Annotated in this window: 14 protein-coding genes; 5 read left to right on the plus strand and 9 right to left on the minus strand. The window is 70.7% G+C overall.

Annotated features, from left to right (window positions below):
* Positions 1–42 precede the first annotated feature (42 nt).
* The 5 genes from rho to ABT001_RS09220 form a co-directional block, all read right to left on the minus strand.
* Complete coding sequence (gene rho, locus ABT001_RS09200) at positions 43–1,182, minus strand: transcription termination factor Rho (protein ID WP_351274596.1); 1,140 nt, start codon at positions 1,180–1,182, stop codon at positions 43–45.
* A gap of 288 nt (positions 1,183–1,470) precedes the next feature.
* Positions 1,471–2,460 (minus strand): methylmalonyl Co-A mutase-associated GTPase MeaB, encoded by a 990-nt coding sequence (gene meaB, locus ABT001_RS09205; protein ID WP_351274599.1) that lies wholly within the window; start codon positions 2,458–2,460, stop codon positions 1,471–1,473.
* Positions 2,461–2,482: 22 nt separating this feature from the next.
* Positions 2,483–4,723: a methylmalonyl-CoA mutase gene (gene scpA, locus ABT001_RS09210; RefSeq protein ID WP_351274602.1), complete on the minus strand. Its 2,241-nt coding sequence runs from the start codon at positions 4,721–4,723 to the stop codon at positions 2,483–2,485.
* Positions 4,723–6,579: a methylmalonyl-CoA mutase small subunit gene (mutA, locus tag ABT001_RS09215; protein WP_351274604.1), complete on the minus strand. Its 1,857-nt coding sequence runs from the start codon at positions 6,577–6,579 to the stop codon at positions 4,723–4,725. Before mutA ends, scpA begins: the two co-directional genes overlap by 1 nt.
* 167 nt (positions 6,580–6,746) lie before the next feature.
* The gene (locus tag ABT001_RS09220) at positions 6,747–9,125 is read right to left on the minus strand and encodes an ATP-binding cassette domain-containing protein (RefSeq protein ID WP_351274607.1); all 2,379 of its coding nucleotides are present in this window, start codon (positions 9,123–9,125) and stop codon (positions 6,747–6,749) included.
* A 315-nt stretch (positions 9,126–9,440) separates the two neighbouring features.
* Between ABT001_RS09220 and ABT001_RS09225 the strand changes: the two genes are divergently transcribed.
* Both ABT001_RS09225 and ABT001_RS09230 read left to right on the plus strand, forming a co-directional pair.
* Complete coding sequence (locus ABT001_RS09225; protein WP_351274610.1) at positions 9,441–9,935, plus strand: SHOCT domain-containing protein; 495 nt, start codon at positions 9,441–9,443, stop codon at positions 9,933–9,935.
* Positions 9,936–10,044: 109 nt separating this feature from the next.
* Positions 10,045–10,839: a tyrosine-protein phosphatase gene (locus tag ABT001_RS09230; protein WP_351274613.1), complete on the plus strand. Its 795-nt coding sequence runs from the start codon at positions 10,045–10,047 to the stop codon at positions 10,837–10,839.
* A 41-nt stretch (positions 10,840–10,880) separates the two neighbouring features.
* On the opposite strand, the gene ABT001_RS09235 is transcribed toward ABT001_RS09230, so the two are convergent.
* Entirely contained in the window at positions 10,881–11,801 is a 921-nt protein-coding gene (locus tag ABT001_RS09235) for an alpha/beta hydrolase fold domain-containing protein (RefSeq protein ID WP_351274616.1), read from the minus strand.
* Positions 11,802–12,001: 200 nt separating this feature from the next.
* On the opposite strand from ABT001_RS09235, the gene ABT001_RS09240 reads away from it, so the two are divergent.
* Positions 12,002–12,484 carry a GNAT family N-acetyltransferase gene (locus ABT001_RS09240; RefSeq protein WP_351274619.1) on the plus strand — a complete coding sequence of 161 codons (483 nt, stop codon included), beginning with the start codon at positions 12,002–12,004 and terminating at the stop codon, positions 12,482–12,484.
* A gap of 64 nt (positions 12,485–12,548) precedes the next feature.
* On the opposite strand, the gene ABT001_RS09245 is transcribed toward ABT001_RS09240, so the two are convergent.
* Positions 12,549–12,935: a VOC family protein gene (locus tag ABT001_RS09245; protein ID WP_351274622.1), complete on the minus strand. Its 387-nt coding sequence runs from the start codon at positions 12,933–12,935 to the stop codon at positions 12,549–12,551.
* 260 nt (positions 12,936–13,195) lie between these two features.
* Here ABT001_RS09245 and ABT001_RS09250 point away from each other — a divergent pair, with 260 nt between their 5' ends.
* Entirely contained in the window at positions 13,196–13,798 is a 603-nt protein-coding gene (locus ABT001_RS09250) for a DUF6328 family protein (RefSeq protein WP_351274625.1), read from the plus strand.
* Positions 13,799–13,815: 17 nt separating this feature from the next.
* Here the strand turns inward: ABT001_RS09250 and ABT001_RS09255 are convergent, their stop codons facing one another.
* On the minus strand, positions 13,816–14,643 hold the full coding sequence (locus ABT001_RS09255; RefSeq protein ID WP_351274628.1) for a VOC family protein: 828 nt from the start codon (positions 14,641–14,643) through the stop codon (positions 13,816–13,818).
* A 103-nt stretch (positions 14,644–14,746) separates the two neighbouring features.
* Positions 14,747–15,085: a DUF6479 family protein gene (locus ABT001_RS09260; protein ID WP_351274630.1), complete on the minus strand. Its 339-nt coding sequence runs from the start codon at positions 15,083–15,085 to the stop codon at positions 14,747–14,749.
* Between the two features lie 88 nt (positions 15,086–15,173).
* Here ABT001_RS09260 and ABT001_RS09265 point away from each other — a divergent pair, with 88 nt between their 5' ends.
* The gene (locus tag ABT001_RS09265; protein ID WP_502967450.1) at positions 15,174–16,139 is read left to right on the plus strand and encodes an LLM class F420-dependent oxidoreductase; all 966 of its coding nucleotides are present in this window, start codon (positions 15,174–15,176) and stop codon (positions 16,137–16,139) included.
* Positions 16,140–16,142 lie beyond the last annotated feature (3 nt).

The following is a 16,142-nucleotide window of genomic DNA, read 5'->3' on the forward strand; positions in this document are numbered from 1 at the left end:
GGGCGTGCCCGGCAGCCGGGCACGCCCGCGGTGACCGTGCGGTCACGCGTCGGGGACGGTCCGCCTGACCTGCCGGAGGAAGGCGGCGTTGTCGGGGGTCCGGCGGATCCCGTCCAGCAGCGCTTCGAGCATGGCCTGGGCGTCCCTCGACCGGAGAGCGCGCCGCAGCCCCCGTACGGCGGTCAGTTCCGCGGCCGGCAGCAGGAGTTCCTCGCGGCGGGTGCCGGAGGGGGCGATGTCGACCGCGGGGAAGACCCGCCGGTCGGCCGACACGCGGTCGAGGCGGAGCTCCATGTTGCCGGTGCCCTTGAGCTCCTCGAAGAAGTAGTCGTCGGCCCGTGAACCGGTGTCCACCAGCACGGTGGCCAGGATGGTGAGCGAACCCCCTTCCTCGGCGAGCCTGGCCGCCCCGAACAGCTTCTTGGGGCCGGCGAGCGCCGCCGCGTCCACACCGCCGCTCAACGTGCGGCCGCCTGCTCCGGCGTTGTTGTTGTGCGCGCGGCACAGCCGGGTGAGGGAGTCGAGGAGGATCACGACGTCCTGGCCCTGTTCGACCAGCCGTTTGGCGCGTTCGACAGCGAGATCGGCCAGTGCGATGTGCTCCTTGGCGGGCCGGTCGAAGGTGGAGGCGTACACCTCGCCGCGCACGGAGCGGAGCATGTCCGTGACCTCTTCCGGGCGTTCGTCCAGGAGGACCACCATCAGATGGCACTCGGGATGGTTGGCGGCGACCGACGCGGCGATCTGTTGCAGCAGCACGGTCTTGCCGGTCTTCGGCGGTGCGACGATCAGGCCGCGCTGCCCCTTGCCGACGGGGGAGACGAGGTCGATGATCCTCGGGGCCGGGCCACCGCCCGGCCTCTCCAGGCGCAGTCGCTCCCTGGGGTGGAGCGGGGTGAGGTCGCGGAAGTGCGGGCGGCCCCGGAGCTCGTGCGCCGCACGGCCGTTGACGGAGTCGATGTCGAAGAGGGCGCGAGGGCGCTCGCACGTCCCCTCGACGACATCGCCCTGGCGCAGGCCGTGCCGCCGGATCAGTGCGGGCGACACCTGGACGTCGCCGGGGGAGGGATGGCCACCGTCGGTGCGCAGTACACCGTGCCCGTTGTTCGTGGTGTCGAGGACACCGGCGGTACGGACGGGCTGCTTCTGCGGGGTCACGGGGCGTTCGAGTGTGCTGGTCATGGTGGGTCCTTTCGCGGACAAGGCGAACGAGAGGTCCGGCGAAGGGCGAGGCGGTCGGAATCACGCCTCGTACGACGGGCGGAAGAAGCCCGAACCGGACGGAGAAGAAGTGCGAGGAGCTGGATCGCCGGTCGTAGAAGGACGGGCGCAACAGCGGGAGAGAAGCACTGGTGCCCGATGTGGGCAATCACGTGTGCTGAATGCACCGTACCACGCGCCCTGGGAAAGGTGGAAGGCCCCGGATCCGCCCATGGGCGGATCCGGGGCAGGCCTGCCCCGGATCCGCTCTCAGCCGTCCCCGCGGAACGCCCGAAGGATCTGCTCGGCCGCCAGTGTGGCCGTCAACTCGCCCTCGCGCACGCGCTGTTCGAGATCAGGGGTCAGTGCGCGCACCCCCGGATGGCCGCGCAGGCTGTCGAGCAGCTCGTCACGGACCATCGCCCACGTCCAGTCCACCTGCTGCTCACGGCGCTTGGCCGACAGCCGCCCGGTGGACTCCAGGAGCGTGCGGTGCTGCTCCAGCCGCTCCCACAGTGCGTCCAGCCCGGTCGATTCCCTGGCACTGCAGGTCAGTACCGGGGGAGTCCACGCGGCGTCCACGGGGTGCATCAGCCGCAGCGCGCCCGCCAGCTCACGCGCCGCCGAGCGGGCGTCACGCTCGTGCGGGCCGTCCGCCTTGTTGACCGCGATGACGTCGGCCAGCTCCAGGACGCCCTTCTTGATGCCCTGCAGCTGATCGCCGGTTCGGGCCAGAGTGAGGAGCAGGAAGGTGTCGACCATGCCGGCGACCGCCGTCTCCGACTGCCCGACCCCGACCGTCTCCACCAGTACGACGTCGTAGCCTGCCGCCTCCATCACCACCATGGCCTCGCGGGTCGCCTTGGCCACCCCGCCGAGGGTCCCGGCCGTGGGCGAGGGCCGCACGAACGCCCCCGGGTCCACCGCCAGCCGTTCCATCCGGGTCTTGTCCCCCAGGACGGAACCGCCCGTACGATTGGACGACGGGTCCACGGCCAGCACCGCGACCCGGTGCCCGAGTCCCGTCAGCAAGGTGCCGAGCGCGTCGATGAACGTGGACTTCCCCACCCCCGGCACGCCGCTGATTCCGATGCGCCTGGCCTGCCCGGCATGCGGCAGGAGCTCGCTCAGCAACCGCTGCGCCAGTGCCCGGTGGTCGGGACGGGTCGACTCCACGAGCGTGATGGCGCGCGCCACGAACGCCCGCTTCCCGTCGAGCACACCCTTGGCGTAGGCGTCGATGTCGATACGCGTATTCACCGTCGCAGCCACCGTCAGCGGCTCACAGCCGGTGGCCGAGCGCGGCACCGAGCCGCGTGACCAGGTCGTGGGCGGCGTCCGGGATCACCGTGCCGGGTGGGAACACCGCCGCGGCACCCGCCTCGTGCAGCGCCTCGACGTCCTGCGGCGGGATCACCCCGCCCACCACGATCATGATGTCCTCCCGGCCCTCGGCTGCCAGCTCCTCGCGCAGCGCGGGTACGAGCGTGAGGTGACCCGCGGCGAGCGACGACACACCCACGATGTGCACGTCCGCCTCGACCGCCTGCCGGGCGACCTCGCCCGGCGTCTGGAACAGGGGGCCGACGTCGACGTCGAAGCCCAGGTCCGCGAAGGCCGTCGCGATCACCTTCTGGCCGCGGTCGTGGCCGTCCTGGCCCATCTTGGCGACGAGAATGCGCGGACGCCGGCCCTCCGCCTCCTCGAAGCCGTCGACCAGGGCCCTGGTGCGGTCCACGGACGGGGACTCTCCTGTCTCTTTGCGGTACACGCCCGAGATCGTACGGATCTGGCCCGCGTGCCTGCCGTACACCTTCTCCAGCGCGTCCGAGATCTCCCCGACGGTGGCCATGGCCCGGGCGGCGTCGACGGCCAGCGCCAGCAGATTGCCCTCCAGCCCCGGCCCGGGGTCCTGCCCCGCCGCGGCGGTCAGGGCGGCCAGCGCCTCCTGGCAGGCCGTCTCGTCGCGCTCCTCGCGCAGCCGGCGCAGCTTCTCGATCTGCTGGGTACGCACCGAGGAGTTGTCGACCTTGAGCACGTCGATCTTCTCGTCGGTCTCCACCCGGTACTTGTTGACGCCGATGACGGGCTGACGTCCGGCGTCGATCCGCGCCTGCGTCCGGGCCGCGGCCTCCTCGATCCTGAGCTTCGGGATGCCCGCGTCGATGGCCTTGGCCATGCCGCCGGCCGCCTCGACCTCCTCGATGTGCTGCCAGGCCCGCCGCGCCAGGTCGTGCGTCAGCTTCTCCACGTACGCGCTGCCGCCCCAGGGGTCGATGACCCGGCAGGTGCCGGACTCCTGCTGGAGCAGCAGCTGGGTGTTGCGGGCGATCCGCGCCGAGAAGTCCGTCGGGAGCGCGAGAGCCTCGTCGAGCGCGTTGGTGTGCAGCGACTGGGTGTGCCCCTGGGTCGCCGCCATCGCCTCGACGCAGGTACGCGTCACATTGTTGAACACGTCCTGAGCGGTCAGGGACCAGCCGGACGTCTGCGAATGGGTGCGCAGCGAGAGGGACTTGGGGTTCTCCGGCCCGAACTCCCTGACCAGCTTCGCCCACAGCAGCCGTGCCGCCCGCAGCTTCGCGATCTCCATGAAGAAGTTCATGCCGATCGCCCAGAAGAAGGAGAGCCGCGGGGCGAACGCGTCCACGTCAAGACCCACCGCCTGCCCGGCCCGCAGGTACTCCACCCCGTCCGCGAGCGTGTACGCCAGCTCCAGGTCGGCCGTCGCACCCGCTTCCTGGATGTGGTAGCCGGAGATGGAGATGGAGTTGTAGCGCGGCATCTTCTGCGAGGTGAACGCGAAGATGTCGGAGATGATCCGCATGGAGGGGCCGGGCGGGTAGATGTAGGTGTTGCGGACCATGAACTCCTTGAGGATGTCGTTCTGGATGGTCCCGGCCAGCTTCTCCGGCGGTACGCCCTGCTCCTCCGCGGCGACGATGTACAGGGCGAGTACGGGCAGCACCGCGCCGTTCATCGTCATCGACACCGACATCCTGTCCAGCGGGATGCCGTCGAAGAGCTGTCGCATGTCGTAGATCGAGTCGATCGCCACGCCCGCCATGCCGACGTCGCCCGTCACACGGGGGTGGTCGCTGTCGTAGCCGCGGTGGGTGGGCAGGTCGAACGCGATCGACAGGCCCTTCTGTCCGGCCGCCAGATTGCGCCGGTAGAAGGCGTTGGACTCCTCGGCCGTGGAGAACCCGGCGTACTGACGGATCGTCCAGGGCTGATTGACGTACATCGTCGGGTACGGGCCGCGCAGGAACGGGGCGATGCCGGGATAGGTCCCGAGGAAGTCGAGCCCCTCCAGGTCCTGCCCGGTGTACAGCGGCTTGACCTCGATGCCCTCCGGGGTTTCCCAGAGCAGTTCGTCCTCGGACAGGCCGGCCGACTCCTTCACCGCGGCGTGCCACCTGTCCTCGGTGACCTCGGGGGGAGGCCCGCCGTCCAGCGCCACGTCGGAGAAGTCCGGCACGGGGGTCCCGGAAGGGACGGCGGGGGTCTCGGGGGTCTGCTGCATCACGCCACTCCCATGCGGTCGAGTTCGGAGGAGAGGACGGCGACCACGTCGCAGCCGGCGAACACATGGACGTCGGCTCCGGCGTACTCGTCCGGCCGCCCCGCGAGGAGGATCCTTTCGGCTCCCGCTGCCCTCAGGGCCGCCGCGACGGAGTCGGCGTGCTCGGCGTAGAGCGTGTCCGCCGAGCAGAGACAGGCGGTCGTCGCACCACTTGCGGTGAAGGCCGCGGCAACGGTCGACGCGTCCACCGAAATCGGCTCGTGGACGGGTTCGATGCCGCCCGACAGGAAGAGGTTCGCCGCGAAGGAGGCCCGGGCGGTGTGCACCGAGGCGGGCCCGAGGGCCGCGACGAACACCTTCGGGCGACTGCCCGTGGCCGCGAGGTGCGCGTCCGACCGGGCACGCAGCGCTTCGAACGCCTCGTCACGCCGGACCTTGGGCAGTCCGCCGCCCGGCGGTACGGCGGGGGCGGGATCGCGCTCCACCGGCCGCTCGTCGAGAGCCGGGAACGTGCTGACCCCGGTCACCGGCTCCTTGCGCCGTGCCAGATCCCTGCTCCGTGCCGCCCAGGTGGCCGCGAGCCGCTCCTGGACCATGCCGGAGCGCAGCGCGGCGGCCTGACCGCCGGCCCGCTCGATCTCCTGGAAGAACGTCCAAGCGGCAGCCGCGAGTTCGTCGGTCAGCCGCTCGACGTACCAGGAACCGCCCGCCGGGTCCGTCACCCGGGCCAGATGGGACTCCTCCATCAGGATCGTCGACGTGTTGCGGGCGATCCGACGGGCGAACGCGTCCGGCAACCCCAGCGCGTGATCGAACGGCAGTACGGTGACGGATTCGGCTCCGCCGACGCCCGCGCCCAGACAGGCCAACGTCGTCCGCAGCATGTTCACCCACGGATCACGACGGGTCATCATCACCGACGAGGTCACGGCGTGCTGCCGCTGCGCCCCGGCGTCCGGAGCCCCGCAGACCTCGGCGACACGGGCCCACAGCCGCCGCGCCGCCCGCAGTTTCGCGATCGTCAGGAACTGGTCGGCCGTCGCCGCGTACCGGAACTCCAGCTGTGCGCACGCCGCCTCGACCGGGAGCCCGGCCGCCGTCAGCGCCCGGAGGTAGGCGACACCGGTGGCGAGCGAGAGCCCCAGCTCCTGGGCCGCCGAGCCGCCCGCCTCGTGGTACGGCAGCGCGTCGACGGCCAGGGCGCGCAGCCCCGGGTACTCGCGGGAGCACAGCAGCGACCAGTCGACGGCACCGCTCAGCCCCGGCTCCGTGCCCGTACGCGCGGCCCCACCGAGCGGGTCCACCCCGAGGCTGCCCCGCGCGGCGTCCTTGGCGACGCCCCGGGCCTCGTAGAGCCCGAGCAACTCCCGGACGGCCGGCCCGGGATCGGGGCCGGGGTCGAGCGCGACGGGCGCCAGGTCGAGGAGGACGCCTTCCAGCGCACGGGCCAGACCGGCGACCGGCACCCCGCCGGGCCCGCCCACGGCCAGCCAGAGGGAGGTGACGCCGTTCTCCAGGTCGCCGAGCACGGCCTCGTTGAGGCGCACGGGATCGGCCAGCGCGTGGCGCTGGCGCACGTCCCACCCGTCCGCGGTGTTCCCACGGGCCCTGCCGCCCCGTATGAAGGGTGCGAAGCCGGGCAGGCCGGGGTCCGGCACTGCGTCGTCGGAGGTGTACAGCGGGCGGACTGTGAGCCCGTCCCCGAGCGCGGTGGACAGTGCTTCCTCGGCGGCCGAACCCGTGACGTCCTTACCTGACCTGCGCAGTACGCCTTCGGCAAGGCTCTGCCACTGATCGTGGGAGGGGTCGGGGAACTCGGCGGCCAGGGGAAGCCCGTCAGCAGGCAGGACCGTCATGCTCAGATGCTAGGTCAGCACTCTGACGGGCAGCAGGGCTACCGACTGTGACCTTGAACTCTCCGAAATGTGCCTGGATCATCCGGGTGATACGGCCTTGTCCCCGGGAACGTGTCCGGAGGCGTAGCCCGACGCCGCGCACAGGACTTGGCGTCGGGCGGCCCCGGTCAGGCGCTCACGTAAGCCGCGAGGTGCTCGCCGGTGAGGGTGGAACGGCCGGCGACGAGGTCGGCCGGCGTGCCTTCGAAGACGATCCGGCCACCGTCGTGGCCGGCGCCGGGCCCGAGATCGATGATCCAGTCGGCGTGCGCCATGACCGCCTGGTGATGCTCGACGACGACGACCGACTTGCCGGAGTCGACGAGCCGGTCGAGCAGGCCGAGCAACTGCTGGACGTCGGCGAGATGGAGACCGGCGGTCGGCTCGTCGAGGACGTAGACGCCGCCCTTCTCTGCCATGTGGGTGGCCAGCTTGAGCCGCTGCCGTTCACCGCCGGACAGCGTGGTGAGGGGCTGGCCGAGGCTGAGGTAGCCGAGCCCCACGTCGGCGAGCCGGCGGAGGACACGATGCGCGGCCGGAGTGCTCGCGTCTCCGGTGCCGAAGAACTCCTCGGCTTCGGCGACCGACATCGCGAGCACCTCGCTGATGTCGCGGCCGCCCAGACGGTATTCGAGCACCGAGGCGTCGAAACGCTTCCCCTCGCAGTCCTCACAGGTCGTCGCGACACCGGCCATCATGCCCAGGTCGGTGTAGATGACGCCCGCGCCGTTGCACGTGGGGCAGGCACCCTCGGAATTGGCGCTGAACAGGGCCGGCTTCACACCGTTGGTCTTGGCGAACGCCTTGCGGATCGGGTCGAGCAGCCCGGTGTACGTGGCCGGGTTGCTCCGCCGTGAACCCTTGATCGGGCTCTGGTCGACCGACACCACGTTCTCCCCGGGCGGGATCGACGCGTGCACGAGCGAGCTCTTGCCGGAACCGGCGACACCGGTGACGACGGTGAGCACCCCGAGGGGGATGTCGACGTCGACGTCCCGCAGGTTGTGCGCCGACGCCCCGCGGATCTCCAGTACGCCGGTGGGCTTGCGCACCGACTCCTTGACGGCTGCCCGGTCGTCGAAATGGCGCCCCGTGACGGTGTTGCCGGCCCTCAGCCCCTCGACGGTGCCCTCGAAACAGACGGTGCCGCCCGCGCTGCCCGCCCCGGGGCCGAGGTCGACGACGTGGTCGGCGATGACGATGGTCTCCGGCTTGTGCTCCACGACGAGCACCGTGTTTCCCTTGTCCCGGAGCCGCAGCAGCAGCTTGTTCATCCGCTGGATGTCGTGCGGGTGCAGCCCGATGGTGGGCTCGTCGAAGACGTAGGTGATGTCGGTGAGCGAGGAGCCGAGGTGGCGGATCATCTTGACGCGCTGCGCCTCGCCGCCCGAGAGCGTGCCCGCGGGCCGGTCGAGCGAGAGATAGCCGAGGCCGATCTCCGAGAACGAGTCGAGGGTCTGCTGGAGCGCCGCGAGCAACGGCGCCACCGAGGGCTCGTCGATGCCACGCACCCATTCGGCCAGATTGCGGATCTCCATGACGCAGGCGTCGGCGATGCTGACCCCCTTGATCTTCGAGGACCGCGCGCCCTCACTGAGCCGGGTGCCGTCGCACTCGGGGCAGGTGGTGAAGGTGACTGCCCGCTCCACGAACGCCCGGATGTGCGGCTGCAGCGCCTCCTTGTCCTTGGACAGGAAGGACTTCTGGACCTTGGGGATCAGCCCCTCGTAGGTGAGGTTGACGCCGTTGACCTTGACCTTGACCGGCTCCCCGTAGAGGAAGGCCTGCAGTTCCTTCCTGGTGTACCTGCGGATCGGCTTGTCCGGGTCGACGAAGCCGGACTGGGCGTAGACCTGCACGGTCCACTGACTGTCCGACTTCCAGCCGGGGATGGTGAACGCGCCCTCGGAGAGTGACTTGGAGTCGTCGTAGAGCTGGGTGAGGTCGATGTCGGAGACGGAGCCCCGGCCCTCGCAGCGCGTGCACATGCCGCCGGTGCGGTTGAAGGTCGCCTTCACGGTCTTCGTTCTGGCGGCGCCGCGTTCGACGGTGATCCCGCCGCTCGCCCGGACCGAGGCGGTGTTGAAGGAGTAGGCGCCGGGCGGGCCGATGTGTGGTGTGCCGAGCCGGCTGAAGAGGATGCGCAGCATGGCGTTGGCGTCGGTGGCGGTGCCGACGGTCGACCGGGGATCGGCACCCATCCGCTGTTGGTCGACGGTGATCGCGGTCGTCAGGCCGTCGAGGACGTCGACCTCGGGTCGCGCCGGCGTCGGCATGAAGCCCTGGACGAAGGTGCTGTAGGTCTCGTTGATCATCCGCTGCGACTCCGCGGCGATGGTGCTGAAGACCAGAGAGCTCTTGCCCGAGCCGGAGACGCCGGTGAACACCGTCAGCCGACGCTTGGGGATCTCGACACTGACGTCCTTGAGATTGTTCACGCGTGCGCCGTGCACGCGGATCAGTCCGTGGCTGTCGGCGACATGCTGCGCGTCCTTGCGGGAAGCCATGCTCGTCCTGTCTCCATCTGTCACGCGGGCCGCGTGGTCGCGGCCGTGGTCGTCGTCCATGGGGCGGCGGTGTCCTGGGCGGAACCGTCGGCCCCGGGCCGGTCGCACCGGGGACGCGGATCACGCTACGGGCGGCGGGGGGTGTGTGCTTCTTCATTCCTGACCGGTCGTGGGCGATCTCGCCGCCGGCCCGGAACCTGGGCATCTCTTCTGTCATCTTTTTTCACAGTGCGTAAGGGATTGCCCGAAGTTAAGCTGCTGTCGAACCCAGAACCGATGCGGAACCGGTTCGGAACCGCAGGGGAAGGACGCGCCGTGGCCGTGGGACCCGTGGAATACCTCGTCGTCACCTTTCCCGTCGGACACTTCGCCGACGCGATCGCGCCCGTACTGGCCGACGCCGCCGCGTCCGACGCGGTACGCATCCTCGATCTGGCCTTCGCCCACAGAGCGGAGGGCGGGGCCCTCGAGCCCGCAGGGCTGCGGGAGATGGACCCGCAAGGGCTGGTGCCCTTCGACCCGCCGGACGACCCGCCGGCCGGACTGCCGCGGATCACGGCTCTCGACGTGCTCGGACGTCTGCCGGAGGAGAGCTCCGCCGCGCTGATCGTGTGGGAGGACCTCTGGTCGGTTCCGCTCACCCGGGCGGTCCAGGAGACGGGGGGCCGACTCCTGGCACATGAGCGGGTCCCGGCGGACGGCGGGGACGACGTCATCACGCTGCTCGAGAGGCTCGCCGAGCTGAAGCGGCACGGTGTCCTGACCGACACGGAATTCTCCGAGCAGAAGTCGAGGATCCTCGCCGACTGATTCGCCACCTGCCGGTGAGCCCCGGCTCCTCATGTTCCCTTTGTCGATATGCGCACGCCGTGCGACGTTGATTCCGACCTGCAGTCTGTCGGGAAAGAGGCAGTTCATCGTGCAGACCGCCCGGGCCGTCCCCGCCTCCACCGTTGTCAACCTCCGTGATCTGGGTGGCATCGCACTGGGGTGCCACCGCCACCTACGGCAGGGCATCCTCCTCCGCTCGGGACCACTGAGCGACTTCCAGGAGCACGACATGGCGGTGGCCGCACTCGGCATCCGCACCGTCGTCGATCTGCGTAGCGCCGAGGAGCGCCGCCGGGAGCCCGACCGGCTCCCGGCGGGCGCGAGGCTCTTCGTGGCCGATGTGCTCGGCGACAACCCTGGAGTGGCACCGGCGCGGTTCAAGGCGCTGCTCAGCGACCCCGCCGGAGCGGCCGGTCTGCTCGGCGGCGGCAGAGCGGAGGAGCTGTTCGCGCAGACCTACCGGAAGATGGTCCTCTCCCCGGGGGCTGCCGCCGCCTACCGCGCCTTCCTCGACACCGTCGCGGATCCGCGGGCGAGGCCGTTGCTCTTCCACTGCGCGACCGGCAAGGACAGGACGGGCTGGGCCGCCGCGCTGCTGCTGATGACGGCGGGGGCGTCGCGTGAGGTCGTACGCGCGGAGTTCCTCGCGGTGAACCGGGCGGTGCGCGCCGCCTTCGGTCCTGCCGTACGCCGCTTTCTCGACGAGGGCGGCGACCCGGACATCGCCTCCGCGGTCATCGAGGCCCGGCCCCGGTATCTCGAAGCGGCCCTCGACGCGATGGACGAACGCTGGGGCGGGCTCGACGGCTATCTGACCAAGGCGCTGCGCTTCCCCCCGGCGCTGGCCGAGCGGCTGCGTGAGGACCTCTCCGTCCCGGTCTGACGTGCCGCCGGGTACCGGGTACCGGCGGCGAGGGGTCCGCCTCAGGACCCGGCGGCCTTCCCCGGAGCGGTCACGGGCGTCAGCGCGGCGGCCAGGAAGTCCAGTGATGCCGACGCCTCCGCGGGGGAGGGCCAGTGGTTGAGGTGGCCGTGCGGCATGCCCCGCGCGACGTGCAGGCGAACCGGCACGCCCACGGAGGTCAGCTGCCGTCCGAGCAGCTCACCGGAGGGCCTGAGCTCGTCGTACTGGGAGAGGGCGACAACTGTGCGCGGCAGACCGTCGAGACGGGCGGCGCCCGGGAGTGCCAGCCGGGGGAGATCCGTCGTCCGGCCCACGTAGGCGGCGACCATCTCGTCCACCGTCGCGGGTGGGAAGCGGTGGATGCCCGGCATCCCCTCCATCTCGCGGATCGTTCCGGCGTCGAGCGCCGGGCTGGGGTAGTGCGCGAACGGATAGGCGAGGAGAAGCCGGTCGGCGGGCAAGGAGGCGTCACGGCCGCGGATCGCGCAGCCGAGCGCGAGTGCAGCTCCGGCGCTGGCACCCCCCAGGGCCCGAATCTCCCCCTCCGACGGAGGGAACTCCGTGGCGAGCCATTCCCACGCCGCGTACGCGTCGTCGAGGGGGACCGGAAAGAGGATGCCGTTCCCGGCCAGCCGGTAGTCCACCGACACCACGCGGGCCGATGCCCGTGCGGCTATCTCCCCGCTCACCAGGTGTGCTTCCGGCCAGTCGAGCGTGCCCCTGCTGAAGCCTCCGCCGTGCATCCAGAGCAGGGTGGCGGTGGGCCGGGTGGCCGGATTGTAGACACGCAGCGGGACCGCGCCGTGGGGGCCCCGGGCGATGACGTCCTCGGTGGTCACGGAATCCGGTATCGGCGGCGGGACCGTCTCGTCGTTCCGGGGCTTCAGGTACAGCGGCTCCGGTCGGGTCGGTGTCTCTGCGGGTGCGGGGCGGCGGGTCACTGAGGGCTCCATGGGCTGTCGTCGTGGCTTCCCGGGCGCGGCTCCCGGGTGCGTACGTGCCGGTGTGGAGCCGCGGACAGGTCTCCCCGTGCACGGGTGGCGGCCCCGTCGGGGCGAGCGTCCTCGATCATGCCATCGGCCGCGTCCGTGCCCCTCGCCGCCCGAGGCGGCCCATGCCCGAAGTGCGTGATACTCGCGTCATGAGATCGAGCATCACGGGGCGATCCGGCGGGGTCCGGATCCGACGCGCCACCGCGCGGGACGCCAAGCGGCTCACCCGCCTGGTCACCCGGTCGCGCGCCTACGAGGGCCCGTACGCGCCCATGGCCGAGGGATACAAGGTCGGCCCGGATTACATCGAGGCGCACGAGGTCCATGTGGCCGTGGACGACGACGGCCGGGTGCTCGGGTTCTACGCGTTGGTCCTGTCCCCGCCGGAGATCGACCTGATGTTCGTTGCCGACGACGCCCAGGGGCGGGGTGTCGGCCGGCTCCTCGTCGGCCACCTCCTCGACGAGGCGCGTGGCGCGGGCCTGACCGCCGTGCGTGTGGTCGCGCACCCGCCGGCCGAGGGCTTCTACCGCAGCGTGGGTGCCGAACGCACCGGTACCGTCGCGGCCCGCCCGCCCGCCGTGATGTGGGACCGGCCCGAGCTGACGCTCACGGTCGACGGCGGACCCTGAGGCGGACGGCCCGACCGGATCAATCGGCCGGGCCGGGGCACATCCGCCGTGGGCGGCGGGACTCCTACGACCAGCCACCGTACGGACGGGTGATGATTTCCATCCCGTGACCGCTCGGATCGGGGAAGTACACCCCGCGTCCGCCGTCGTTGTGGTTGATCTCGCCGGGGTGCTTCCGATGGGGATCGGCGTAGTACGTGATCCCCTTCTCCTGGATGAGGCGGAAGGCCGTGTCGAACTCCGCCTCCGAGATCAGGAACGCGTAGTGCTGCACGGTGATCGATCCCGCGGGAACGGTCGCGAAGTCGAGCGTGACGCCGTTTGCCAGAACGACCGGGATGAAGGGGCCCCACTCCGTTCCGACGGTGAGACCCAGGATGTGCGCCAGGAACTCGGCGGACTCGCGGTTGTCCCGGCTGTGGACGATGGTGTGATTCAACTCGACTGACACGGTGGAATGCCTCCAACGGGCATCTCACGGGCTACCTCCACGCCTCACCCGGCCGGTGACCGACGCGCGATGCCGTAGGCCGATCCTAAGCGAGTTGTCACAGTGCGTCGAGGTCTTGGCCTATGGGAGGGCGTCGTCTCCTGGCCCCTCCGGCCGCTCCTGTGGTGGTGGTTTCCCCGGCGGCTGCCACCATGGGGAAAAAGGATTCGCCGCAGTTCCGTGGGGAACCCGTACCACCTCTACGAGGTGGGGAGGCATCGATGGGACACATACCGTCGGGCGACGGCGGCACCGGGAGGGACCGGACCGCGAGGAACCCGCGCAGCGGACGGCAGGAGACCGACGAGGAGCGGGCGGACCGGCAGTGGAGCGACCTGCTCCAGGAACTCCGGGTCGCGCAGACCGGCGTCCAGATCCTGTTCGGGTTCCTGCTCGCGGTGGTCTTCCAGCCACGCTTCGCCGAGCTCTCCACCGTCGACCGGAACATCTACGTCGTGACCGTCATGCTGGGGTCGGCGACCGCCGCCGCCCTGATCGGGCCCGTGTCGTACCACCGGCTGCTCACCGGCCGCCGGCTGAAGCCGCAGACGGTCACCTGGGCCTCCCGTGTGACGAAGACGGGGCTCGGCCTGCTCTTCTGCACGATGTGCAGCACGCTGCTGCTCATCCTGCGGGTCGCCCTGCACAACGAGGCGGCGCTGTGGCTGGTGGGCGGGATGGCCCTGTGGTTCCTGGTCTGCTGGTTCGTGTTCCCGCTGTGGGCCATCGCCCGTGACGGCGGCCGTCGGCAGGCCGGCGGGGGAGAGGGCCGGGACTCCCAGCACACGGACACGCACATCCAGGACACCGACCCGCGCTCCTGACCCGGGCGGGCCCCGCGTCACTCCTCGTCAGCGTCCGCCGGGCTCCGTACGTCCGTCACCGTGAAGAGCCCGCCGTCAGGATCGCGCAACGTCGCCTCACTGCCGTGCTGCACGCCGCGCCGCTCCATGAGGGTCCCGCCGTTGCGCTCCGCCGCGAGGGCCGTCGCTTTCACATCGGCCACCGGGAACTGCACCTGCCAGTGCGGGCGCACCTGCGGGTCGGGAGCGGCTTCCACGGCACCTGAGCTGATCCGGGCCAGTGGGCGCCCGTTGCAGCGTACGAGCACCTCTTCCTTCACGTACGCCACCTCGCAGCCGCCGGGCTCGCCGCTCTCCCAGCCGAGGACCTCGCCGTAGAAGATCGCGGCGTCGAAGGCGTCCCGGGTGCGCAGCCGGAGCCAGGCGTGTGCCCGGTGACCGGACGGCGCGAGGGTGGCGGCGCGCCCTGTCCACTCCCAGACGCCGAAGGACGCGCCGTCCCGGTCCGCGGCCAGGACCGCACGTCCCTGTCCGACCGTCAGCGGGCCCACGCCCACGGTTCCACTGCGCTCCCGGATGCGGTCCGAGACGACATCGGCGTCCCGGACGGAGAAGTAGGGCATCCAGGCCACGCCTACCTGATAGGCGGACGCGACCGCGCCGATGCCCGCTACCGGCACCCCGTCGGAGCGCGCCATCAGGAAGTCCCGGCCCAGCGGTCCGGGGCGGAACGTCCAGCCGAGGACGGCGCCGTAGAAGCGCTGTGCGTCCTCGAGATCGCGTGTCACCAGGTGTACCCAGCACGGAGCACTCGCACCGCTCAGCACCGCCGGTTCCGGCACGGTCCGCGGATCGCCAGGAGTCATGGTCCACTGCCTTATCGGTTCTGCGGCATGACTTCTTCGGTGCCGCGCGGCCAGATCCAGCCTCATGCGCACCGGCGACTCCCGCAACCGGCACCCTGGTGCGTCAGTCGCGCCGGGGCTCGTCCTCCGGCGGCGGGATCACCTCGTTACCGCGGTCACTGAGCTCGTAGGGCGAGAGGGCGCGGCCGTTGGCGGGAAAGCGGTCCGAGCCGTGCAGCCCGCTCTCCTGGATCTCCGTCCGGTGGTCCGGACGCGGGGGCTGCTCATCCGGGCGCGGTGGCCGTGACTCCTTGTCCCGGCGCCTCATCCCGAACCAGAAGGCCCCGATCAGCAGAAGCACCACCAACAGGCCGATGACGCCGAGGACCACACCCATCGTGCCCGGCCCGTCGGCGCCGCCGGTGCTGGCGAGCGATTCCCATGCTCCGTTCGTTACGTCCATGCATGGCGCATACCCCGGGACGTCGATCGCAGACAGCCATTGACATGAATTCATGTTTTATGGCGATGTAATGGTGAATGTGTTTCATATGGTTCAAGTCGGCTACACGATGATGACCGAGCAAGCAGGCCCCCGCGCCCTCGTCGATGACGTGGTCGCGGCGGAGGCGGCCGGCTTCGACTTCTCCGTCACCTCCGATCACTACTTCCCCTGGCTGGCTTCCCAGGGGCACGCGCCCTATGCCTGGTCGGTCCTGGGAGCCGCCGCGCAGGCCACGTCCAGAATCCCGCTGATGACGTACGTGACCTGTCCGACCACGCGTTACCACCCGGCGGTGGTCGCGCAGAAGGCGGCGACGCTCCAACTTCTGGCCGAGGGCCGTTTCCGCCTCGGCCTCGGCTCCGGCGAGAGCCTCAACGAGCACGTCGTGGGCGCGGGGTGGCCCTCGGCCCACGTCCGCCTGGAGATGCTCGAGGAGGCCGTGCGGATCATCCGAGCGCTGTTCGACGGAGATCACGTCACCCACCACGGCACCCATTTCGACGTGGAGAACGCCAGGCTCTGGGACCTGCCCGACCGCCGTGTCCCCATCGGCATCGCTGTCTCCGGGGAGAAGTCCTGCGCACTCGCGGGCGCACTGGGCGACCTGGTCATCGCGACCGAACCCAGGAGCGAACTGCTGGGTGAGTTCGACCGTCACGGCGGAACGGGGAAGCCCCGCGTGGGACAGGTGCCCGTCTGTTACGACACCGACCGAGGCGCCGCGATCGCCCGCGCCCACGACCAGTTCCGCTGGTCGCTCGGCGGCTGGAAGGTCAACTCGGAGCTGCCCGGCCCCGCGGCCTTCGACCAGGCGACCCGCTTCGTCCGTGAGGACGACATCACCGAAGCGATCCCGTGCGGCTCCGACGTCGAGGCGTTCGTCGATGCCGTGCGTCCCTACAGCGAGGCCGGCTTCACCGAGGTCGCACTCGTCCAGATCGGCGGGGCGCAGCAGCGGCCCTTCATCGACTGGGCGCGGCGCACGCTCCTCCCGGCACTGCGCGAACTGTAGGCC

Source organism: Streptomyces sp. NPDC002793 (assembly GCF_040295485.1).
Lineage (GTDB): Bacteria > Actinomycetota > Actinomycetes > Streptomycetales > Streptomycetaceae > Streptomyces.